The following is a 22,205-nucleotide window of genomic DNA, read 5'->3' as shown; positions in this document are numbered from 1 at the left end:
GGCCATCATGGGCTATCACGGCTGTTGGGCATACACCGGATAATCCACATACCCCGCCTGTGTCCCGCCATACAAGCCTTCGGCCTTCAACGCATTCAACGGCCAGCCATTGAACAGCCGCTGGGGCAAGTCCGGGTTGGCAATGAAGGGCCGTCCAAAGGCGATCAAGTCCGCCAACCCGGCCTCTACCAGCCGTGCGCCGCGCTCGGCGGTGTAGCGCCCGGCGTAGATGATCCTGCCGCTGAAGGTGGCGCGCACGGCCTGGCGAAATGTGTCGGGCAGGTCGGGGGCGTTGTCCCAGTCGGCCTCGGCAATGGACACATAGGCGAGGTCCGACGCTTCCAGCACTTTGATCGCTTCGATATAGGTAAGGTGCGGGTCTTCTTCCACCAGGCCGATGTAGACCCGGTCCTGATCGGTGCCACTGAACAGCGGCGAAAAGCGCACGCCCAGGCGTTCCGGCCCCACCACTTTGCACACCGCTTCGACAATCTCGCGCAGCAAGCGCAGGCGATTGTCCAGCGAGCCGCCGTACTCATCCTCACGGAGGTTGGAATGGGCCGAGATGAACTGGTTAACGAGGTAGCCGTTGGCCGCGTGAATTTCCACGCCGTCGAACCCGGCGTCCAGGGCATTGCGCGCAGCCTGGGCGTAGTGCCCGACCAGCTCTTCGATTTCCAGCGTGGTCAAGGCACGCGGGACGGGTGGCTGCACCAGTTCCCCCCTACCCGGCCCGGTTTCAATGAAGGCTTTGGCTTGCAACGCCGGCAGCGCAGACGGGCCCACCGGGGCTCCACCGTCAGGTTGCAGCGCGTTATGGGACACCCGCCCCACGTGCCATAGCTGGGCGAAGATTACACCACCCTCGGCATGCACCGCTGCAGTGACTTTGCGCCAACCCTCGATTTGCGCCGGTGTATGAATGCCCGGCGTCCAGGCGTAGCCCTGGCCCCGAGGTTCGATCTGCGTACCCTCGCTGACCATGAACCCGGCACTGGCCCGCTGACGGTAATACTCGGCCATCAGGTCGGTGGCGATATTACCCGGCTGGGCGCTGCGCTGGCGGGTCAGCGGTGGCAGTACCACACGGTTGTTCAAGCGGTGATGCCCCAGCTTGATCGGGGTGTTCAAGATGCAGTCAGGCACGGCGATATTCCAAATTCAGGACGAACGAAAACCGTGGCGACTCCTGGGAGTCGCCACCGCGTAGATCGGTTGATTAATTTAAGCGCAGAGTGTCAGCAGGGCCTTGGCCACTTCGCTGGAGCTGCCTGGGTTTTGCCCAGTCACCAGCAAACCGTCGACAATGACGAAGGATTGCCAGTCGGCGCCCTTCTCATACAGGCCGCCCAATTTACGGAATTCATCTTCAATCAGGAACGGCACGACCTCGGTCAACTGCACAGCGGCCTCTTCCGAATTGGAGAACCCGGTGACGCGGCGGCCCTTGATCAACGGCTCACCGTTAACTGCCTTGACGTGACGCAAGGCACCCGGTGCATGGCACACAAAGCCAACGGGCTTGCCGGCCCGCTCGAAAGCTTCGATCAGCGCGATGGACACCGGCGACTCCGCCAGGTCCCACAGCGGACCGTGGCCGCCTGGGTAGAACACGGTGTCGAAGTCGGCGGCATTGACCGAGTCCAGCTTCACGGTGGTCGCCAGGGCTTGCTGCGCAGCCGGGTCTTTGCCGAAGCGCTCGGTCTGCTCGGTTTGCGCATCCGGTTCATCGCTCTTGGGGTCCAACGGCGGCTGGCCGCCGGCCGGAGAAGCCAGCACCACTTCGGCGCCAGCGTCCTTGAACGCGTAATAAGGTGCGGCGAATTCTTCGAGCCAGAAGCCGGTCTTGCGCCCGGTATCGCCAAGCTGGTCGTGAGAGGTCAGTACCATTAATACTTTCATTTTCCAGTGCCTCGATCGATGTGAATAACAGGGTTTTCAGGGCTGCCCAACAACTGTTGGGTCAGCAGCAGCGCCTCGGTGAACGGCGCGGTGGTACGGGTGATCTTGCCCATGACGCTGGTTCCCAACCATAGCGCATACAAACGCCTAGCCAGGCTTTCGGGGGCCTGCTCGAACCTGAGCGAGCCGTCTTCGACGCCGCGTTGAAGGGCCACGGCAAGCAAGTCGATGGTGCGCGAAGTACCGCGTTGCAGCGCCAGCCGCATGGGTTCTGACAGATCGGAGACCTCCGCCCCAAGCTTCACGGCCAGGCATTTGCCGGCGTCGGTGCAGCCGGTGTGGTTGTCGATCCAGCCTTGCCAATAACGCATCAGCTTGGCGTGGTGGGTCAATCCCGGCTGATCGAACAGCTGCTGCATGCCCTCGACGTAGTGGTCGAAATAGGTATCGAGTAACACCACGCCAAAGGCATCTTTGGAGTTGAAGTAGTGATAAAACGAGCCCTTGGGCACTTGCGCCGCTTGAAGGATCTCGTTCAAGCCCACCGCCGAAAACCCCTTGGCCCCGACAATGGATTGCGCCCGTTCAAGAATCGCTTGCCGCGCACTGCTGCTTGCGTTGCTCATGCTTGCCCCTCTGCGATTAGACCAGTCGTCTAGTGCGTTGGGCTCATGTTAGGCAGCGCGGCATTGGCTCACAATGTCATATCCGCAAGGATTCCGGACACGCACGAAAGTCGGTTGCCGTTTGCCCGGCACACGCCGACAATCGCCTCTCCCCTGCCCCTTGGAGAGATGCAATGCACAGCGTTGCGCTGATGGTTTACCCGAATTTCCAGTCGTTGAGCCTCAGCCTGGGCTCGGTGTTCGAGTGTGCCAACCTGCTGCGCGGCGAGCCGGCCTATGAGTTTCACCTGGTGTCGGAAAGCGGCGGCGCCGTGATGACCTCCCAGGGCTTTTCGGTGAACACCAGCGCGCTGCGCCCAGAGGGCTATGACACCTTGATTGTCAGCGGCTACCTGGAGTTTCGCCTGCCGGAAGCCAACCTGCTGGAACTGGTCAAGGCCGCGTCCGCGCAGTCGCGCCGGGTGGCGTCGTTATGCATGGGTATCTTTGTGCTGGCCGAGGCTGGCCTGCTGGCTGGCAAGCGCACCACCACCCACTGGATCCACGCACCCGCGTTTCGCAAGCGTTACCCGGATATTCGCCTGGAAGAAGATAAGTTGTTCATTGTCGACGGCCAGGTGTGGACCGGTGCGGGCATGAGTGCCGGGGTCGACCTGGCGCTGGCGATGGTGGAGGACGACCTGGGCAGCGACCTGGCCCGTCGCATCGCACGCAAACTGGTGATTGCCCAGCGCCGTGGCAGCGAGCAGTCGCAACTGTCCGCCTTGTTGGAGCTGGACCCCAAGTCCGACCGCGTGCAGCTGGCCCTGGCCTATGCCCGTGAAAACCTCACCCATGATTTGTCGGTGGACGCACTGGCCGACGTCGCCCGGCTCAGCCCACGCCAGTTCAGCCGGGTGTTTCGCGAAGAAACCGGGCAGACCCCGGCCAAGGCCATTGAGGCCCTGCGGGTGGAAGCTGCGCGGGCAATGATGGAAACCAGCCGGCACCCGGTGGAAGTGGTGGCGCGCGAAACCGGGTTTGGTGATCGCGAGCGCATGCGCCAGGCGTTCCTCAGGGCCTTCGGGCAGCCGCCCCAGGCGATGCAGCAGGTGCTGTTCAACCCGGGCTAGGCCCGTGACGGCCTGACAGCCGACTCCTATCTACCTGAAGTGCCATGATCCAAATGTGGGAGCTGGCTTGCCTGCGATGGCGGCCTACCAGCCGACACTTACCTACCTGACACCCCGCGATAAAACTGTGGGAGCGGCTTGCTCGCGAAGGCGGCCTGGCAGTCGACACAGTTGGATTGCGTACATATCCATTCCTGCGGTAACGGCCACTTAGGGTTCCGCCCTGACGGCGGGTCACTTTGGAAAAGCCCCAAAGTAACCAAAGGGCTCTTGCCCCACCACTCGGCACCTCGCTTAGGCTCGGTGTGCCCGTAATCCGCCAGGGATTTGGGGGGCCGCCGCCACGCGCCATCCATGGCGCGGGGCGGCTAAACCGGCATCCCTGCCGGTTTACCCCCCAAATCCCTGTCGAATTCCGGCCAGCGTGGTTTGACGGGGCGCTTAAGATCAAGGTCAAAAGCAGATCAAGAGCAGATCAAGAGCAAGATCACGAGCGGCTCGCTTCGCATCGTGGTTACGGGGTTGATCGCCACAGCCTTGTTCAGATATCTATGCTCATCGAGAGAAAGCCCCAGCCCCTCAATGCAACGAAGCCCGGGTAATCAGGTAACTCACCAACTGCGGATCATCCTCCAGTTCAATCATCTGCACCGGACGCGGCAAGTTATCCAGCACGGTGCGCCAGAACGCCTGGGACACCTCGTCCTGATCATAGAAACGCACCAACCAATTGGCCGCGCCGCTGCACAGCACCTGGCTGGCAATGGCACGGCCGATGCCTTTGCGGCGGTAGCGCTTGAGGATGAACAGGTCAGCCAGTTCCAGGGCATCGATGCCCGGCAGTTCGCTGCTTTCGATCAACAGGAAACCGGCGATATAGCCGTCTACCAGCAACAGGTTGGCGCTCCATTGCGGGTCGCTCCAGTAGCGGGCCAGGTGTTCGTCATGGATGTAGTAACGCCCATCGGCCTCGACATCTTCCTGTTCCCAGTCCGAAGACTCATAGGCGTAGTACTGGTAAAGATTGCGGATCAGTTCAGCTTCTTCAGGGCCGGTCTGGATCAATTCGACGGTGGTTTCAGGCATGGGGCTCTCGGTGGAAAAACGCAGGGCGCCATTGTTCACAAAAGTGCTACCCACGCCAATGGCCTGGCGAATCCTTTCTATTAGCTGAACCGATTGCAAATAGCGGTTGCCCTGGCCGAAATCCTGAAACATTTAGAATAAACTTCGCCGGTTTCCCCCTATTGCTCAAGGACACGTATTTTGACCAACGTCTGTACCGCCGGCCTGGATGTGGGCTTTGCCTCCCTGGATTACCTGCAGATCTTCATCCTTGGGGTGATCCAGGGCATTACTGAATTGCTGCCGGTGTCGTCCACCGCCCATATGCGCGTTGTGCCCGCCCTGCTCGGCTGGCAAGACCCCGGCTCGGCGTTTTCCGCGGCCATGCAATTGGCGGCGCTGGCGGCGGTAGTCAGCTATTTCTGGCGCGATGTGCGTCAGGTCACCACCGGCAGCATCAGTGCGGTGCGCCGGGGCGACTACAACGATCGCTGGTTCAAGCTCGCCGTAGCGATTGTGCTGGCAACCGTACCGATTGGCATCGCCGGCCTGGCGTTGTCGTCGACCTTGAATGCGTGCAACTCACCCTTGCGCGGGCTGATGGTGATCGGCATTTCCTGCGTGGTAATGGCGGTATTGCTGGCCCTGGCTGAAGTGCGCCATACCCGCGACGTAAGCCTGATGCGCTTGCGCGATGCGCTGATCGTGGGGGTCGCGCAGATCGGCGCGTTGATTCCCGGCGTATCGCGTTCGGGCTCCACGTTGACCGCGGCGCTGTTCCTGAACTTCAAACGCGAAGAAGCGGCGCGGTTTTCCTTCCTGTTGGGCTTGCCGGCCATCGCCCTGGCCGGCTTGAAAGAGTTGTGGGTGCTGCTGCGCGCCGACCTGCCCGCCCACGCCTGGCCGCACTTGATCTTCGGCCTGGTGGTGGCCAGCGTCTCGGCGTTTTTTGCCATCTGGGGCCTGATGAAATTTCTGGAGCGTTTCTCCACCTGGCCGTTCGTGATCTACCGTGCGCTGCTGGGGGTGTTTTTGATCGTGGCCGTCAGCACCGGCCTGCTTACCTGACCCTTGTAGGAGCGAGCTTGCTCGCGAAAAACGTCAGCGATAACGCGGGCATTCTGTATGTTCGCGGTGGCCTTGGTTTTTTCGCGAGCAAGCTCGCTCCTACAGGTTATTGGCGGTCGGCCAGCGCTTCGAGCAAGTCGGCCGAGGGCACGAAGAACAGGCCGCCGGTCACCGCCGTGCTGAAGTCGAGCAAGCGGTCGTAGTTACCCACCGGGCGGCCGACGAACATGTTTTCCAGCATCTGCTCCAACGGCTGCGGCGAGCGTGCGTAGCCGATGAAATAAGTGCCGAATTCCCCGGCGCCTGGGCGGCCGAAGGGCATGTTGTCGCGCAGGATCTTTACTTCTTCACCGTCCTGGTCAGTGATCACTGTCAGGGCGCTGTGGGAGTTGCTCGGCTTGGCGTCTTCGTCCAGTTCGATGTCCGATAATTTGGTGCGCCCGATCACCTTCTCTTGAGCCTCCACCGTCAACCCATTCCACGCGGTCATGTTGTGCAGGTATTTCTGCACCAGCACATAGCTGCCGCCTTCGAACTCAGGGTCTTCATCGCCCACCAGGGTAAACGCCTCGGCCTTGCGCCCCACCGGGTTCTCGGTGCCGTCGACGAAACCGATGATGCTGCGCATATCGAAGTAGCGAAAGCCCTGGACCTCGTCGACCACCTTCACACTATCACCCAGGGCCGCCATCAGTTGGGTCGCCAACTCGAAACACAGGTCCATCTGCTCGGCACGGATGTGCAGCAGGATGTCGCCGGGGGTCGACACCGCCTTGCGCCCTTGCACACCGAACTCGCGAAACGGATGCAAGGCCGCCGGGCGCGGCGCGCCGAACAGGCGGTCCCAGGCATCCGAGCCAAACCCGCAAACGCAAGTCAGGTTGCCCGAGGGCACGCGCTTGCCTACCGAGCGCACCAGGCCTGCGATGTCGGCGCACCAGGCACGCACGTTTTCAACCGCATCGGGCGCCAGGGTGGCGACCATGAAGATCGCGCTGCTGGTGATCGGGTGGCACACCGATTGCGGTTCGAGCGGAGGACGGACGGGGCAGGTTTTCATGGGCGTTCCACAGGCTGAGGGCGATTTGAACCTGCGCAGATTAGCAGATCATCGAGGGCAACTGGCCCACACCTGGCGAATCAGGGCTTTGAGCTTGAGCGCCTCGGCCCAGCGATCGGTGAGTTCGCGCCCCTGTGCGTCGGTAATCGCATAGGGTGGCGGGCCCAACTCGCAAGTGAAGGACAAGCTCTTGGGGGTGTCAGCGCGGCCCAGCCAGTCTTCTATCCCATAGCGCCACCAGCCGGTAAACCGCTCGACCCACGGTTGGTGCTGGGGAAAATCCAGACCAACCTGCACCTGTTCGCTGCTGGCGATGCGGCCATGAAAGCCCCAGCTGTGACGCAGGATGGTGCGTATCTGTTCGTCGTCTTCCACACTGCCGGGCTCGGGCAACTCGCGGCCAACCACGTAGTGGGAAAGGTCTGCGAGCAGTTTCAGATCGGGCATCTGTGCCAGCAGGTCGAGGGTGAACAACAGGTCGTTGGTGAGCCGGTACCGGTGGGTTTCCAGCAGGATCGGGAAGTCCACCTGTTCGGCCAGGCGTTGCCAGCCGTCGATCAGCCTGGCCGCCTCGGCCTGGGTACGCGGGCGCACGTCGGCTTGCAAGGTGAGGTGGTGACAGCCGTGACGGCTGATCACCTCCAATGCCCTGGCTAGATCTTCCACCGATTGCGGGAACAGTTGCCCTTCAATCTGCAAGCCCCTGGCCGTGGCCGCCGCGTGCAGGCGCTGCACCGATGCAGGTGCCCAGTAATGGTCGGTGATGCCGTCATAACCGGCGGCGGCGATGCGGTCCAGTTGCGCTTCGAGGCTGCCGGGCTCGGTTTGCATGGCCCACATCGATTGGAATACTAACAACTGGTGCATGGTCAGCCTCGCAATAACAGCTTCAGGGATACCTCAGGGTCGGCCAGGCTGGCCGGATTGAGCGGGATTCGGGCAGTAATCAAGTGCTCGCACAGCTTGATGTCCTTGGCTGCGCGGTTACCCAAGGCCCAACTGCAGGCGCCCTGCAAACGGTGATGGTCGTCCAGGTAGAACAGCAGCTGGCCGCCGTCTGGCAATTCCCGGCGAACCATCAGCGCCGTCATCACCCCGACGGTGTGCAAGCCCCACGCGTATTGATCGGACCAGAAACCCGGGATCGTCTCGAACGCCAACTCCTGCCCTAGCAGGTTCAACGCCGCGAGACGGCCCTGGGCTTCGGCGTTGCGCCAGGTTTCCTGGCGCTGATAAAGGCCCGCCAGGCGAAACTCGCACACATCCCCCGCCGCGTAGATATCCGCCGCACTGGTGCGCAACTGCGCGTCGACACGAATGCCCTGCCCGACTTCCAAGCCCGCCGCCGCGGCCAACTCGATGTTAGGCTGCATGCCAATGCCGACCACCACCAGGTCGCAGGGCAGCCGTTGCCCGTCGACCAGTTGCACGGCGTCGGCGTGGATGCACTCCAGGGCGACGTTCAAACGCACATCCACACCCTGCTCACGGTGCAAGGCCAGCAACGCGTCACTGATCACCGACGGCAAAACCCGCCCTGCCAGCCGTGGCCCGGCTTCCAGTAGCGTCACCTCGCAGCCCAGGCCCCGTGCGGTCGCCGCCACCTCCAAGCCGATAAAACCACCGCCGACCACCACCAGCCTGGCGCCAGGCTTTAATTCATTGCGCAAGACCAACGCGTCGTCATGGGTGCGCAGGTAAAACACGTTGGCCTGCTCCTGGGGTAAGCGTCGCGCCCGGCCTCCGGTGGCCAGCAGCAGGCCGGCATAGGTCAACCATTGGCCATCGGCCAATTGCAGCCGGTGGTGCTGGGGCTCCAGGCGGCTGACCGGGTTGGCGGCGATATGCTCGACCCCGAGCACCGCCAACTGCTGGCTGTCGCACAGGCTGCATTGCGCCAGGTCGCTCGAACCTTGCAGCAAGCCCTTGGACAACGGTGGCCGTTCGTAGGGCAGATGCGCTTCATCGCCGATCAGGATCAGGCGCCCGCTGTAGCCTTCTTCACGCAGGGTCAGTGCCGCACGGCCACCGGCATGGCCGGCGCCGACGATGATCAGGGGGGCGTTCATCCTTCGGCCGTGACGGCGAGCAGCACCCGCCCCGCATCCACCCGCACGGGGTAGGTCTTGAGGTTGACGCACACCGGCGCGCCCAAGGCCTTGCCGGAGCGGTAATCAAAGCGCCCGTTGTGCTTGGGGCACTCGATCACATGGTCCATCACCAGGCCGTCGGCCAGGTGGATTTTCTCGTGGGTGCACAGGCCGGCGGTGGCGAAGAATTCGTTATCGGCTGAACGGAACACCGCATAGGTCTGCGCGCCGTGGTCGAAGCGCAGCACGTCTTCTGCTTCTATTTCGCCCACGGCGCAGACGTCGATCCATTGATCGTTCATACATTTATCTCCAATGACTGGCTCTTACTCTATGGCGAGCGAGCTTGCTCGCGCTGGGCTGCGAAGCGGCCCTGGATTCGTCTGTACGGTGTAGGTCTGAAGGGTTATTGGGGCTGCTGCGCAGCCCAGCGGGAGCAAGCTCCCTCGCCACGGGTGGGGCGTTGGACGAAATAGCCGGGGTCGCTGCGCTGGCGCCAGATCGTCGGAATGATTTCCTGGTAGGCCTGCCACAAGTTGGCATACGGCGGCGGGCAGTCGCTGCGGATCTCTTCGTGCAGTTGACTGAGCGCGTGGTAAGGCACCATCGGGTACATGTGGTGTTCGAGGTGGTAGTTCATGTTCATGTAGATAAAGCGCAGCACGCGGTTCATGTAGATGGTGCGGCAGTTACTGCGGTGGTCGAGCACATCTTCGGCCAGGCCCACGTGTTGGCTGATTCCAAACAGGTAACCGAGCCAGGCGCCATAGAGGCTGGGCAGGCCCACCAGCATCAGCGGCAACCAGCTGTGCAGGTACAGCGCGGTGCCGATGATCAGGGCGTAGAGGCCGACCCAGATACGTGCATCTCGGTACACCTTGGGCCACTCTGATTCGGGGATGAAGTCCTGCTCCTGGGCGCTCATTCGCCCGAGCGCATGGCGGGCCACGCCGCTGAAAGTCTTCCAGGCCAGAGGCAGGTTGAACAGGCTGAGGGCCATCATCCATAAGCTTGGCGGGCGCGGTTCGACGATCTCCGGGTCACGGCCGACGACGATGGTGTCGGTGTGATGACGAGCATGGCTCCAGCGCCACACGTGGGGTTCGAAGAGGCACATGAAGCTCGCCACCTGATACAGCGCATCGTTCATCCAGCGGGTCTTGAAGGCGGTTCCGTGGCCGGTTTCGTGCCAGCGCGGGTTGGAGGCCGTACCGTAGAGCACACCGTAGGCGATAAAGAATGGCACGCAGGCCCAAGTGCCCCAGAACCAGTAGCCGCCGACACCGGTGGCCAACAACGTCGAGAACCACAGGGCGGTGTCGCGCAAGGCCGGGCCGTCACGGCGTTGCATCAGGGCTTTCATGCGATTGCGCGGGATGGGCGACTGGTACCAACGGGCCGAGACCAGGCCCTTGTCGGCGGCGCGGGCCGCTTCGGGGCCGGTGAGGCTGTAGTCGCGCCGAGCGCGGTGAGCGGTGTGTCCAGGCATTGTTATTGTTCTCCGCAAGCGTGGGTTTCAGGGGCTTTGCGAAACCAACGATAGAGCGCGGTTAAATCACCCTCAAGGCCTTGAATCCATTCCCTATCAAGCTATCATCCAGGCCCAGCGGGGCTTGATAGTTTTCTATCAAGACGCTCAAGGGGCCTGCCATGCACAACAACAAACGCCCAACCATCGCCACCGTTGCCGCCCACGCGGGGCTCAGCGTAGCCACCGTCGACCGCGTGCTGAACGCCCGCGCGCCGGTCAACCCCGGCACGGCCGAACAGGTGTTCCAGGCCGCCGAAGCGGTGGGCTATTTCGCCGCACGGCTGATCGGCCAGCGCATTCGCGAACGTCGGCCCACCTACCGTTTCGGCGTGCTGTTGCTGGGCACAGCCCAAGCCTTTTATGCGCAGTTGGCCCACGCCATCAGCGAGGCAGCGCAGCATCACGCCACCGCCAACCTGAGCTGCCAGTTCGACTACATCAACGACCGCACGCCCTCCGCCATCGTCGCGCAAATCGAACAACTGGCCGTGCAGTGCGACGCCCTCGCGGTAGTCAGCTTCGCCCATCCGTTGATCAACGCCTGCCTGGCGCAGATCCGCACAGCGGGCGTGCCGGTGGTTGCCCTGCTCTCGGACATCCATGAACACGCTGCCGAACCCTATGTAGGCCAGGACAACCACGTGGTCGGGCGCACCATGGGCTGGCTGCTGGCGCGCACCTGCGGCGCACGCAAAGGCAGCGTGGGCATCCTGTTGGGCGGCCATCGTTTCCTCGGCCATCAGGCACGGGTCGAAGGCTTGCACAGCTACCTGGCCGAACACGCGCCGGGGCTCAAGCCGTTGGAGCCGCTGATCAACCTGGACAACTGCGACATCACCGAAGAAGCCACGCTCGACCTGCTCAGTCGCCATACCGATTTGCGTGGGTTATGCGTGGTGGGCGGTGGTGGCGACGGTGTGATCAATGCCCTGGCGCAACTGCCCAAGCGCCCGACGCTGTGCTGCATCCTGCAAGAGTCCACGCCCTTGTCGCGTCAGGCATTGAGCAACGGCTTGATTGATGTGGTGATGGACTCGCAGCCACGGCAGACGGCCGTGGCGCTGGTGGAGTTGCTGGTGCGCTTGCAGAGTGATGAGGGGTTTGACCCATTGAGGCACCGCGTGCATATACCGCCGCAGATAGTGACCCCGGAAAACCTGTGCAGCTGATCGGTTTGGCTTGAGGTTTCAGCGCTCACGGAAATCGGCGGCGCTCAAGCCAAACCGACTCATCTTGTTGTACAGACCGCCCCGCGACACATCCAGTTGCTGTGCGGCCAGACGAATGTTGCCGCGGGTGCTGGTGAGCGCGGCAACGATGGCGTGCATTTCATGGCTGCTCAAATCCTGCGCGGGCTGGGGCTGGTAGGCGCGCAACGTGGTGCGTTGCGGGGTTTCCAGCGGCAAGTCGGTCGATTGAATCAGCTCGCCCATCGCCAGGTTGGTCGCCCGCTCAATGACATTCTCCAGTTCCCGCACGTTGCCCGGCCAGCCATGGGCTGACAGCAACGCCAACGCATCCGGCGCGAAACCTTGCACCGCTTTACGTAGCGAGCGGGCACAGCGCTGCAGGAAGTGCCGCGCCAGCAATGGGATATCGTCACGGCGCATGCGCAGTGGCGGCACGCTCAGGTTCAGCACGTTGAGTCGGTAGTAAAGGTCTTCACGAAACGCACCCTCGGCCACCGCCTGGCTCAGGTTGCGATGGGTGGCGGCGATGATGCGCACGTCAACTTGCCGCGATTGCTTGGCCCCGACGCGGGTGATTTCACCCTCCTGCAAAACCCGTAGCAGACTGACCTGGGCATCGAAGGACATGTCGCCGATTTCATCCAGGAAGATGGTGCCGCCATCCGCCAGTTCGAACTTGCCTGCCGCCCCACCCCGCGCCGAGCCGGTGAACGCGCCTTCGACGTGGCCGAACAGTTCGCTCTGCACCAGGTCCCGTGGGATCGCGCCGCAGTTGACCGCCACAAACGGGCCGTTGCAACGCTCGCTGCCGTTATGAATGGCCTGGGCAAACAGTTCCTTGCCGGTGCCGCTTTCGCCGAGGATCAAGGTGGTGGACTCGCTGCGACTGGCGATACGCCCCAAGTGCAGTGCGTCTTGTATGGCCCGCGAGGTGCCCAGGATGGTCTCGAAGGTATAGCGGGCCTGGGTGCCGATAATGCGCCGGGTAATCTCGCGGATACGGCGGTTTTCGCGCACCGACACAATCACCCCACCCTGCTCCAGTGGGCATACCGAAACCAGGCAGGCGAGTTGGCTGCCGTCGTGCAAGTGGAAGGTGCAATCGCGGTCGCGCACAGGCTCACCCAGCGCGTCGCTCAGTTCACTGCGGCCCAGGCGCTGGAAAGGACTGCCGATCAACTCACGCCCTACCCCGAACAATTGCCGCGCATAACGGTTGAGCGCCTTGATGCAGCCACGCTCATCGAGCACCACCAAGCCTTCGTTGAGCACTTCGAGTACGGCCTGTTGTTCTTCCAGCAACACCTGCAGCGCCATCTGCCGCGACACCGCCTCGGCCGCCGCTTGAACGGTGCCCAGGGTATGGAAATGAAACCAGCCGGGCTCGGCGGTCAGGGTGAGCATGGCCAGGGTCTGGCCTTGGGCATCTTTGATCGGCGCGGCGGCGCAGTGCATGTGGCGCTGGCGCAGGCCGCTGGCGAAATTTTCTTCAGCCAGCACATACACCAGACGATCTTCGGCCAGGGCCAGGCCGGTGCAGTTGGTGCCTTGCACCGATTCGAGCAAGCGACTGCCCACCGGGGTGATGTCCAGCCCGCAAAAATACAGAGTCGTGCCCTCGGCATCCGTGAGGTTGATATGCCCCCGCGGGTTGTAAGCCAGCAATCCATGCATGACCTGCGCGGCGGCGGCGATCAGGGCGCGATGGTGGGCCAGGGTCGCCGCCAGCGCATGAGGCGCAACAAAGCGGTAGTCGCTGTTACCGGGCTCGATACCCGCCTCGACACTGCGTCGCCAGGAATCCCAGATGACTTGGCGTACGCCGTCGGGACGCACGACTTGGCCAGCCAGGCATTGGCGCCACGCCTGTTCCAACGCGGCAATGGGCCCGTCGTTCAGCGCGGCAGGCCCCAGGTTCGTGAGGTATTCGAGGTCTTGCACACTGAACGCCTGGGTCATTGCGGTTATCCATGTTCATATTTTCGACATGTCAGTATAGACATGTCACAAATATGAACACTTTTTGTTTAATTAAAATAATAACCCGATATAAATCAGCTAGTTATAAATTGGCACAGGCTTTGCTCCTGCCCCCATGTCACCCAGGACGGTCCTGGGGGCCCACAACAACAAGAGGGGTCGTTTCATGAGTACACAGAACATCCGCCTGGGCTTGATCGGTGCCGGCCGCATGGGCAGCTTCCATGGCCTTACCGCCGCACGCCACATCCCCGGTGCCTGCCTCGCCGCCATCGCCGATCCCGTCCCAGGCCAGGCCGCTCGCCTGGCAGCAGAACTGGGGGTGGACAAGGCCTACACCGACCCGCAACAGCTGCTGGACGACCCGGACATCGACGGCGTGCTCATCGCCGCCCCTGCCCGTAGCCACGCGGAGCTGGTGATCAACGCCGCACGCGCCGGCAAGGGTATCTTCTGCGAAAAACCCATGGCGATCACCCTGGACGAAGCCGACCGCGCCATCGCCGCCGCTGTCGATGCACGGGTGCCGTTGCAGGTCGGCTTCAATCGGCGCTTCGCCAGAAGCTTTCGCACAGCGCACCTCGACGTCGTCGCTGGACGTATTGGCACGCCGCAGCTGCTACGCTCGCTGACCCGCGACCCGGCGCTGAACAACCCGGCCAACTCGCCGCAATGGGTGATCTTCCTCGAAACCCTGATCCACGACTTCGACACCCTGCGCTACCTCAACCCTGGGGCCGACGTGGTACAGGTGCAGGTGATGGCCGACGCGCTGATTGCCCCGCAATTCAAAAGCCAAGGTTTGCTCGATACCGCCGTGGTCACCCTGCGCTTTGACAACGGCGCCATTGCCACCGCCGAAGCCAGCTTCCAGGCCGTGTATGGCTACGACGTGCGCGGCGAAGTGTTCGGCAGCAAGGGCATGCTGAGCATGGGCAGCCTTAACGACTGCGACCTGGTGCGCTACCTGGCCGAGGGCATCCACGCAGACACCCAGCGGATGGACACCGACCTGTTGCGCGACGCCTACATCGCCGAGCTCAACCACTTTGTCGACTGCCTGCGCAGCGGCGCCAAGCCCCTGGCCAACGGTGAAGATGCGCGTGCAGCCCTGGCAATTGCCCGCGCCTGCATTGAGTCGTACCAAACCGGCAAGACCGTGGCCGTTCAAGGAGCCCTTTGATGATGCCGTTCAAATTGGCCGTCAGCGCCGAAATGGTGTTCCTCGAGCTGCCCTTCATCGAACGGGTCAAACGTATTCATGCCTTGGGCTTCAGCGCCGAAATCTGGAGTTGGGCCGACAAGGACATCAATGCCTTGGCGGCGACCGGCGCGGACTTCACCTCGATGACCGGCTACCTCACCGGCACCCTCACCGAGCCCGACGGCATCCGCCAATTGCTCGACAGCGCCCGTGAGTCCCTGGGCATTGCCGAGCACCTCAATTGTCCCAGCCTCAATCTACATGGCACGGGCCTGGGTGAAGGCGGCCTGCCCGTGCAGCCCGTCAGCCACACCACCGGGCGCATGTGGCTGAGCGCTTGCAAGAGCCTGGAAAAAATCGCGCGCCTGGGAGAAGACGCCGGCCGCGTGTTCCTGCTGGAAAACCTCAACACCGCCGTCGATCACCCAGGTACGCCATTCGCACGTGCCGACGACACCCTGGCCCTGATCGAAGCCGTCGGCAGCCCGCATCTGAAGATGAACCTGGACCTGTACCACGCGCAGATTGGCGAAGGTAACCTGATCGAATTGATCCAGCGCGCTGGCAGCGCCATCGGCGAAATCCAGGTCGCTGATGTGCCTGGACGCAAGGAGCCCGGCACGGGCGAAATCCACTACCCGGCCATTGCCCGGGCCTTGCACGCCATGGGTTACACCGGTGTGGTCGGCCTGGAGGGCTGGGCCAGCGGCGACAGCGAGTCGGCCCTGGAGCGTTTCCGCCAGGCATTCACCCTATAACAATAAAAGGAACAGCCTCATGCACCGTTATTCATTACTAGTGGCCGCGCTGTTGTTGGTGTTCAGCCAGTGGACCTTCGCTGCCTATCGCATCGGTGTGAGCATTGCCCGGGTGGACGATAACTTCATGACCTATGTGCGCACCGGCCTGGAGGCGGCAGCGAAACACCAGGACGTGCAGATCCAATTCGAAGACGCCCAGGGCGATGTAGTGCGCCAGCTCAATCAGGTCGAAGGCTTTCTCAACCAGAAAGTCGATGCGGTGATCGTGCTGCCGGTAGACACCGCCGCCACCGCCAACATCACCCGCGCTGCCGTGGCGGCGAAGACACCGCTGGTGTACGTCAACCGCCACCCGGATGAGCGTACGCTGCCTGAGGGCGTGGTCACCGTGGCCTCCGACGACATCGAAGCGGGGCAATTGCAGATGCGTTACCTCGCCCAAAAACTGGGTGGCAAGGGCAACGTGGCGATCGTCATGGGCGACCTTGCGCAGAACGCCACCCATGCCCGCACCGAGGGGGTCAAACAGGTGCTCAAGGACTTTCCGGGGATCAAGATCGTCGAGCAACAAAGCGCCGAATGGCAGCGCAGCAAGGGAATGGACCTGACCAGCAACTGGTTGCTGGCCGGCACCCCGTTCAATGCCATTGTCGCCAACAACGATGAAATGGCGATTGGCGCGGCCATGGCCTTGCAGCAAGCGGGCAAGGCCAAGGGCGAGATTGCGATTGTCGGCATCGACGGCTTGCCCGATGGCCTGGCAGCGATCAAGCGCGGGCTGCTGGCGGGCTCAGTGTTCCAGGACCCCAAGGCCCAGGCTGCCCAGGCCGTGCAAGCGGCGGTGCGGATGATCAAGGGCGAGCAAGTTGACGCGCAGGTGTGGGTGCCTTTCGAGCTGATCACGCCTGAGCAGGTGGGGGTGTTTGAGCAGCGCTACAAATAACTCGAACAATCAGCTGGATACTATCGAAGGCAGAAGCGGCAACTGTGGCGAGGGAGCTTGCTCCCGCTGGACTGCGTAGCAGTCCCAGCCTTTTTAAACAAAGAGCGGGGCCGCTTCGCGCCCCAGCGGGAGCAAGCTCCCTCGCCACGTGGTTATCGTATCAATCCAGGTCACTTGCATCATGGCGCTCGGGCAACTGATCATCCCCCGACACCCGGTTCACCCGCCGCCCACGCTGCACCGCCGGCCGCGCATCAATCGCATCCGCCCAGCGCATCACATGCTTGTATTCATGCACCGACAAAAACTCTGCCGCACCATACAAACGGCCTTTGACCAACCCACCGTACCAAGGCCATATGGCGATATCGGCAATGGTGTATTCATCCCCGGCGATGTATTGGCTGACCGCCAGGCGCTTATCCAGCACATCCAGTTGGCGCTTGGTCTCCATGGCGAAGCGGTTGATCGGGTATTCCATCTTGCTCGGCGCATAGGCATAGAAATGCCCAAAGCCGCCCCCCAGGTAAGGCGCGCTGCCCATCTGCCAGAACAGCCACGACAGGCATTCAGCCCGTGCGACGGGCTCCGTGGGCAGGAACGCACCAAACTTCTCGGCCAGGTACTGCAAAATCGCGCCTGATTCGAACACGCGAATCGGTGTGGCGCCGCTGTGGTCCATCAGCGCAGGAATCTTCGAGTTCGGGTTCACCGCCACAAAGCCACTGCCGAACTGGTCGCCGTCGCCGATCTTGATCAGCCAGGCGTCGTATTCCGCGCCGCTGTGCCCCAGCGCCAGCAGCTCTTCCAGCAGGATCGTGACCTTCTGCCCATTGGGCGTGGCCAGGGAGTATAACTGCAGCGGGTGCTTGCCCACCGGCAGCGGCTTTTCGTGAGTGGCGCCGGCGATGGGCCGGTTGATGCTGGCGAAGGTGCCGCCGCTTTCGGTGTCCCAGGTCCAGACTTTGGCAGGTACGTACTCGGTCATAATCAATGCTCCAGAGGCGCTTGCGATCAACTAAGCGCTCCAGACTAAACCAAAGGTCGATGATTCGTCACACCTATCAGCATGGAAGATCCGGCATGAATGATCGACTCGACGACCTCCTCGCCGACCACTTGCACGTACTGTTCTGCGGCATCAACCCTGGCAAGGGCTCGGCAGCCCTCGGCCTGCATTTTGCCAATCGCAGCAATCGTTTCTGGCGCACCGTGCACCTGGCCGGTTTCACGCCCAATGAAATTCGCCCGCAAGACGGCGCCACCTTGCTGCACTACGGTTGCGGATTGACCACTTTGGTGGCACGGCCAACGGCCAGTGCAGGCGAGTTGGCGCGGCATGAGTTCCAGGACGCGGCTGCGGCGCTCGAACATAAAGTTCGCCGCCATGCCCCGCGTTTCGTCGCGTTCCTCGGCAAGCCCGGCTATAGCGCACTGACCGGCCAGCGCGAGGTCGCCTGGGGTTTGCAAGCGCAGCTACTGGGCGACGCCTGGGTATGGGTGCTGCCCAACCCCAGCGGGCGCAACCTGGCGTTCAGCCTGGATCAATTGGTGCAGGCGTATCGGCTGCTGCACAACGCCGTTGCGCAATCCAGGCCCGCGCCCTTAATCTCGTGAGCCCAACACCCTGTAAGCAATGGAGGCTGCATGAAACTGGTCGGAATGCTGGACTCGCCCTACGTACGCCGCGTGGCTGTTTCCCTGGAGTTATACGGGGTGGACTTTGTGCATGAACCGCTGTCGGTGTTCAGCACTTACGCTGAATTTGCCCAGATCAACCCGGTAGTCAAGGCCCCTTCCCTGGTGCTGGACGATGGGACGATGCTGATGGATTCGAGCCTGATCCTCGATTACCTGGAAGCGCTGGCGCCGGCTGACAAAAAGCTGCTGCCCCAACAACCGGCGGCACGCGCCCGCGACCTGCAACTGCTTGGGCTCGCGCTGGCGGCCTGTGAAAAAAGCGTGCAGATCGTCTATGAACACAACCTGCGCCCCGCTGAAAAATTGCATGCGCCTTGGCTTGAGCGCGTTACCGGGCAATTGCTGGCGGCCTATACGTTGCTGGACAAGCAACTGGCGGGCAACGAGGCGCTGACCCAGGCCTCCCTCACCGCAGCGGTCGCCTGGTCGTTCAGCCAGTTCACCGTGGCCTCGGTGGTGAAGGCCGATGCGTTCCCCAACCTCAAGCGCCATGCCGAACGCCTGGAGCAGCACCCGGCGTTCAAGCGTTACCCCATCGAATGAACTTGCCCTAATGTGTAGGAGCGAGCTTGCTCGCTCCTACAGGGAGCCCTGTTGGTGTCGCTACACCCAACCGCCGTCGACGATAAAGTTCTGCGCCGAGCACATCGCCGAGGCATCCGAGGCCAAAAACAGCGCCATGTTGGCGATGTGTTCCGGCATCACGCTGCCGGGCAGGCACTGACTGCGGGCGATGAGCTCCTTGGCGGCGTCGTCGACCCACATGGCCAGTTGTTTTTCGGTCATCACCCAACCCGGCACCAAGGTGTTGACGCGGATATGGTTGGGCCCCAGTTCACGCGCCAGGGCTCGGGTCATGCCGTGGGCGGCAGCTTTGCTGGCAGCGTATACGGGGTAGCCGGCCGAGGCCATCATCCAGCCCACCGAGCCCAGGTTGATGATCGAGCCGCTACCGGCCTCCTTCATCATGGGCACCACCGCCTTTGCGGCAAAGAAGGCGTGCTTGAGGTTGACCGCAATCAGTTGGTCGAACATGTGCGAGTCGATTTCTTCCAGGCTGTGGCGCACATCGTTCGCTGCATTGTTGACCAATACCGTGATCGGCCCCAGGGAGTGCTCGAAACGCCCGATCGCCGCACGGTAGCCGATCTCGTCGGTGATATCGCAGCACTCGAACTCGACACTGTGCCCTTTGGAGTTCAGCAACGCCGCCAGGCGTTCACCCTGGCTCTGTGCACGGTCCACAAACGCCACCTTGGCACCCTGCGCGGCGAAGGCCCGCACCATGAACTCGCCAATCCCCGAAGCCCCGCCGGAAACCAGCACGGTTTTGTCCTTGAGGTCGGGATAAATCGCTTGCTGGGTAGTCATAACAATCAGTGCTCCGCTTAATTAGTCTTATTTTATTTTGCAAGAACGGCGTTAAAGGCTATAAATCTGCTGTCATATCGACAAAATATCTCAAATTAGTAGAACTATTCCAGCAAAACAACAAAAGGAAGTTCGACCATGAAGCACCCTCGATACCTGCTGTCCGGCCTCGCGCTGTCTATGCTGATCGCCAGCGGCGGCGCGCACGCAGCCGGCCTTAGCAGCGAACACAAACCCTTCGGTAAAACCAACGATGGCACCGCCGTCGAACAATACGTGTTGCGCAACAGCCACGGCATGCAAGCCACGGTGATCACTTACGGCGGTGTGCTGCAGTCGCTCAAGGTGCCGGACAAACACGGCAAGCTCGACGACGTGGTGCTGGGCTTCGACGACGTGCAAGGCTATCAAGGCGGTACCGCGTTTTTTGGCGCCACCATCGGCCGCTTCGGCAATCGCCTGGCCGGCGGCGCCTTCGAACTCGACGGCAAACGCTACCAGGTGCCACTCAACGACGGCCCCAACTCATTGCATGGCGGCGCCCAGGGCTTCGACAAGCAGGTGTGGCAAGCCAAATCGGTCAAGGACAAAGACTCGGTGGGGGTCACCCTCACCTACCTGTCCAAGGACGGGGAAATGGGCTTTCCGGGCAACTTGAAGACCGAGGTCACCTACCGCCTCAACGACAACAACGAACTGCACATCGACTACACCGCCACCACCGACAAGCCCACGGTGCTCAACCTCACCAACCACAGCTACTTCAACCTGGCCGGCGCGGGCAATGGCGACATTCTCAAGCAGGTCGCCACCTTGCACGCCAGCCACTACACACCGGTGAATGCCACCTTGATTCCCACCGGCGAACTGGCGCCGGTCAAGGGCACGCCCATGGACTTCCTGAAGCCTACCGCCATCGGCCAGCACATCAAGGACGACCATCCGCAGCTCAAATTCGCCGAGCCCAAGCAAGGTGGCTTCGACTTCAACTGGGCGCTGGATACCAAAGGGGACGTCAAGCAGTTGGCCGCCGAGGTGCATGATCCTGAATCAGGACGGCGTTTGCAGCTCTACACCACAGAGCCTGGCGTACAGTTTTATACCAGCAACTTCCTCGACGGTTCGGTGAAGGGCAAAGGCGGCAAGACCTATCAGCATTGGAGTGGGTTTACTTTGGAGACCCAGCATTTTCCAGATGCGCCTAACCAACCGAGCTTTGCCTCGACCCGCTTGAATCCTGGGCAGACTTACACCCAACACACTATTTTCAAGTTCACCGCTGATTAAATTGTGGGAGCTGGCTTGCCTGCGATAGCGGTGGCACAGGCTACACAATTATTGCCTGAACCAACGCTATCGCAGGCAAGCCAGCTCCCACATTGGTTTTTCACAGCGCCTGGGCTCAGCGTTGTTTCATGCGGTCGATGACCACGGCCAACAGCAGGATCGAACCACGGATCACATACTGGTAGAAGGTATCGATGTTCTTCAGGTTCATCGCATTCTCGATGATCGCCAGAATCAACACCCCGGCAATCACATGGCGGATCATGCCGATACCGCCGCTCAGCGACACCCCACCCAGCACGCAGGCCGAGATCACCGTCAGCTCGAAGCCCTGGCCGATCATCGGCTGGCCGGAGGTCATGCGTGAAGCCAGGATCACTCCCGCCAGCGCGCCAATCAGGCCGTGCACGGCAAAGATCAGGATCTTGGTGCGGTCAACGTTCACGCCCGCCAGCAGCGCCGCCTCCGGGTTACCGCCGATGGCCATGGTGTTGCGCCCATAGGTGGTGTAGTTGAGCAGCCAGCCGAAGAACAGGAAGCAGACAATGGTGATCAGGATCGGCACCGGCACACCAAACAATTGGCCGTTGCCGAACACGAAGAATTGCTCCTGGGACACGCCTACCGCCTTGCCGTCGGCAAAGATGTAAGCCAGGCCGCGCACGATTTGCATGGTCGCCAGCGTAGTGATCAAGGCGTTGACCCGCAGCTTGGCGATCACGATGCCATTGATCAACCCCACCATCAGGCCCATCAGCAGCGCTGCGCCAATGCCCAGCATCACGCTGTCGGTATCGCGCATCACAATCGCCGCAACCACGCCGGCGCAGGCGATCACCGAGCCTACCGACAAGTCGAAGTGCCCCGAGGCCAGGCAGAACAGCATGGTGCACGCGGCGATGCCCACAGTGGAAATAGCCAGGCCCAGACCGCGCATGTTCAGCGGCGAGAGGAAGTTATCGATCAGCAGCGCGCACAGTACGAAGATGCCCACCGCCGCCAAGAGCATCGCCCAGTTATCGAGCAATGCGCGCATATCGAGGGGTTTGCGTGCCGAGGGCAGCGCGTTGTTTTGGATAGTCATGGTCGTCTCTCAGTTCGCCAGGCCGCGTGGCAAGGCCAGTTGCAGCAGGTTGGATTCAGTCGCGTGCTCGCGCAGTTGTTCGCCGCGCAGGGCGCCTTCGCACAGCACCAGGATGCGGTCGGAGATGCCCATCACTTCCATCAGGTCGCTGGACACCACGATCACCGCTATACCGCTGGCCGCCAGGTTATGGATGATCTGGTAGATCTCCGACTTGGCGCCGATGTCGA

At 62.0% G+C, this 22,205-nt stretch carries 22 protein-coding genes and 1 pseudogene; 9 read left to right on the top strand and 14 right to left on the bottom strand.

Annotation, left to right across the window (positions count from 1 at the left end):
* Positions 1 to 15 precede the first annotated feature (15 nt).
* From OC445_RS24435 to OC445_RS24425, 3 genes are all read right to left on the bottom strand, one after another.
* Positions 16 to 1,146, bottom strand: a complete 1,131-nt coding sequence (locus OC445_RS24435) for an alkene reductase (protein WP_198791188.1) — start codon at positions 1,144 to 1,146, stop codon at positions 16 to 18.
* 78 nt (positions 1,147 to 1,224) lie between these two features.
* The gene (locus OC445_RS24430) at positions 1,225 to 1,902 is read right to left on the bottom strand and encodes a type 1 glutamine amidotransferase domain-containing protein (RefSeq protein ID WP_054898551.1); all 678 of its coding nucleotides are present in this window, start codon (positions 1,900 to 1,902) and stop codon (positions 1,225 to 1,227) included.
* A complete protein-coding gene (locus OC445_RS24425) occupies positions 1,899 to 2,528 on the bottom strand; it encodes a TetR/AcrR family transcriptional regulator (protein WP_054898552.1) in 630 nt (209 codons plus the stop codon). Before OC445_RS24425 ends, OC445_RS24430 begins: the two co-directional genes overlap by 4 nt.
* A 173-nt stretch (positions 2,529 to 2,701) precedes the next feature.
* Between OC445_RS24425 and OC445_RS24420 the strand changes: the two genes are divergently transcribed.
* Complete coding sequence (locus OC445_RS24420; RefSeq protein WP_034127293.1) at positions 2,702 to 3,640, top strand: GlxA family transcriptional regulator; 939 nt, start codon at positions 2,702 to 2,704, stop codon at positions 3,638 to 3,640.
* A gap of 579 nt (positions 3,641 to 4,219) precedes the next feature.
* Here the strand turns inward: OC445_RS24420 and OC445_RS24415 are convergent.
* A complete protein-coding gene (locus OC445_RS24415; protein WP_054898553.1) occupies positions 4,220 to 4,858 on the bottom strand; it encodes a GNAT family N-acetyltransferase in 639 nt (212 codons plus the stop codon).
* Between the two features lie 48 nt (positions 4,859 to 4,906).
* Between OC445_RS24415 and OC445_RS24410 the strand changes: the two genes are divergently transcribed.
* Complete coding sequence (locus OC445_RS24410; RefSeq protein ID WP_262020394.1) at positions 4,907 to 5,773, top strand: undecaprenyl-diphosphate phosphatase; 867 nt, start codon at positions 4,907 to 4,909, stop codon at positions 5,771 to 5,773.
* A gap of 106 nt (positions 5,774 to 5,879) precedes the next feature.
* Here the strand turns inward: OC445_RS24410 and OC445_RS24400 are convergent, their stop codons facing one another.
* From OC445_RS24400 to OC445_RS24380, 5 genes are all read right to left on the bottom strand, one after another.
* A complete protein-coding gene (locus tag OC445_RS24400; RefSeq protein WP_181124188.1) occupies positions 5,880 to 6,833 on the bottom strand; it encodes a Dyp-type peroxidase in 954 nt (317 codons plus the stop codon).
* A gap of 48 nt (positions 6,834 to 6,881) precedes the next feature.
* Complete coding sequence (locus tag OC445_RS24395) at positions 6,882 to 7,700, bottom strand: sugar phosphate isomerase/epimerase family protein (RefSeq protein ID WP_181124186.1); 819 nt, start codon at positions 7,698 to 7,700, stop codon at positions 6,882 to 6,884.
* 2 nt (positions 7,701 to 7,702) lie between these two features.
* Positions 7,703 to 8,902: an NAD(P)/FAD-dependent oxidoreductase gene (locus OC445_RS24390; RefSeq protein ID WP_089042665.1), complete on the bottom strand. Its 1,200-nt coding sequence runs from the start codon at positions 8,900 to 8,902 to the stop codon at positions 7,703 to 7,705.
* Positions 8,899 to 9,225, bottom strand: coding sequence for a MocE family 2Fe-2S type ferredoxin (locus tag OC445_RS24385; RefSeq protein WP_034127287.1), 327 nt, complete (start codon positions 9,223 to 9,225; stop codon positions 8,899 to 8,901). The genes OC445_RS24390 and OC445_RS24385 overlap by 4 nt, the downstream gene beginning before the upstream one ends.
* Positions 9,226 to 9,329: 104 nt before the next feature.
* Complete coding sequence (locus OC445_RS24380) at positions 9,330 to 10,412, bottom strand: fatty acid desaturase family protein (protein ID WP_054898558.1); 1,083 nt, start codon at positions 10,410 to 10,412, stop codon at positions 9,330 to 9,332.
* Positions 10,413 to 10,573: 161 nt separating this feature from the next.
* Between OC445_RS24380 and OC445_RS24375 the strand changes: the two genes are divergently transcribed.
* A complete protein-coding gene (locus OC445_RS24375; protein WP_054898559.1) occupies positions 10,574 to 11,623 on the top strand; it encodes a LacI family DNA-binding transcriptional regulator in 1,050 nt (349 codons plus the stop codon).
* An 18-nt stretch (positions 11,624 to 11,641) separates the two neighbouring features.
* Here the strand turns inward: OC445_RS24375 and OC445_RS24370 are convergent, their stop codons facing one another.
* Positions 11,642 to 13,603, bottom strand: coding sequence for a sigma-54 interaction domain-containing protein (locus tag OC445_RS24370; RefSeq protein WP_181124181.1), 1,962 nt, complete (start codon positions 13,601 to 13,603; stop codon positions 11,642 to 11,644).
* Positions 13,604 to 13,790: 187 nt separating this feature from the next.
* On the opposite strand from OC445_RS24370, the gene OC445_RS24365 reads away from it, so the two are divergent.
* Genes OC445_RS24365 through OC445_RS24355 form a run of 3 tightly spaced genes read left to right on the top strand, consistent with a single transcriptional unit; the run spans position 13,791 to position 16,532 of the window.
* Positions 13,791 to 14,807, top strand: a complete 1,017-nt coding sequence (locus OC445_RS24365; RefSeq protein ID WP_198791186.1) for a Gfo/Idh/MocA family oxidoreductase — start codon at positions 13,791 to 13,793, stop codon at positions 14,805 to 14,807.
* A complete protein-coding gene (locus OC445_RS24360) occupies positions 14,807 to 15,586 on the top strand; it encodes a TIM barrel protein (RefSeq protein ID WP_198791185.1) in 780 nt (259 codons plus the stop codon). The genes OC445_RS24365 and OC445_RS24360 overlap by 1 nt, the downstream gene beginning before the upstream one ends.
* Before the next feature lie 19 nt (positions 15,587 to 15,605).
* On the top strand, positions 15,606 to 16,532 hold the full coding sequence (locus OC445_RS24355; RefSeq protein WP_057977074.1) for a sugar ABC transporter substrate-binding protein: 927 nt from the start codon (positions 15,606 to 15,608) through the stop codon (positions 16,530 to 16,532).
* Between the two features lie 160 nt (positions 16,533 to 16,692).
* On the opposite strand, the gene yghU is transcribed toward OC445_RS24355, so the two are convergent.
* Entirely contained in the window at positions 16,693 to 17,520 is an 828-nt protein-coding gene (gene yghU, locus OC445_RS24350; protein ID WP_072448667.1) for a glutathione-dependent disulfide-bond oxidoreductase, read from the bottom strand.
* Positions 17,521 to 17,615: 95 nt separating this feature from the next.
* Here yghU and mug point away from each other — a divergent pair, with 95 nt between their 5' ends.
* Both mug and OC445_RS24340 read left to right on the top strand, forming a co-directional pair.
* Positions 17,616 to 18,149, top strand: a complete 534-nt coding sequence (gene mug / locus OC445_RS24345; RefSeq protein ID WP_054918728.1) for a G/U mismatch-specific DNA glycosylase — start codon at positions 17,616 to 17,618, stop codon at positions 18,147 to 18,149.
* A 30-nt stretch (positions 18,150 to 18,179) separates the two neighbouring features.
* A complete protein-coding gene (locus OC445_RS24340) occupies positions 18,180 to 18,776 on the top strand; it encodes a glutathione S-transferase family protein (RefSeq protein WP_034127278.1) in 597 nt (198 codons plus the stop codon).
* 60 nt (positions 18,777 to 18,836) lie between these two features.
* Here OC445_RS24340 and OC445_RS24335 read toward each other — a convergent pair whose 3' ends face one another.
* Entirely contained in the window at positions 18,837 to 19,604 is a 768-nt protein-coding gene (locus OC445_RS24335; protein WP_034127277.1) for an SDR family NAD(P)-dependent oxidoreductase, read from the bottom strand.
* Positions 19,605 to 19,742: 138 nt separating this feature from the next.
* Here OC445_RS24335 and OC445_RS24330 point away from each other — a divergent pair, with 138 nt between their 5' ends.
* Positions 19,743 to 20,891 carry an aldose epimerase family protein gene (locus OC445_RS24330; RefSeq protein ID WP_057977072.1) on the top strand — a complete coding sequence of 383 codons (1,149 nt, stop codon included), beginning with the start codon at positions 19,743 to 19,745 and terminating at the stop codon, positions 20,889 to 20,891.
* A 115-nt stretch (positions 20,892 to 21,006) separates the two neighbouring features.
* On the opposite strand, the gene araH is transcribed toward OC445_RS24330, so the two are convergent.
* Both araH and araG read right to left on the bottom strand, forming a co-directional pair.
* Positions 21,007 to 21,975, bottom strand: coding sequence for an L-arabinose ABC transporter permease AraH (gene araH, locus OC445_RS24325; RefSeq protein WP_005787495.1), 969 nt, complete (start codon positions 21,973 to 21,975; stop codon positions 21,007 to 21,009).
* Positions 21,976 to 21,984: 9 nt separating this feature from the next.
* A pseudogene (araG, locus tag OC445_RS24320) lies at positions 21,985 to 22,205 on the bottom strand (L-arabinose ABC transporter ATP-binding protein AraG); the annotation flags it as partial.

Origin of the sequence: Pseudomonas sp. Pse35, assembly GCF_024519715.1 — a bacterium.
Taxonomy (GTDB): domain Bacteria; phylum Pseudomonadota; class Gammaproteobacteria; order Pseudomonadales; family Pseudomonadaceae; genus Aquipseudomonas; species Aquipseudomonas paracarnis.
The sequence above is the reverse complement of the archived record's forward strand: the minus strand, read 5'-3'. Positions and strand labels throughout refer to the sequence as shown.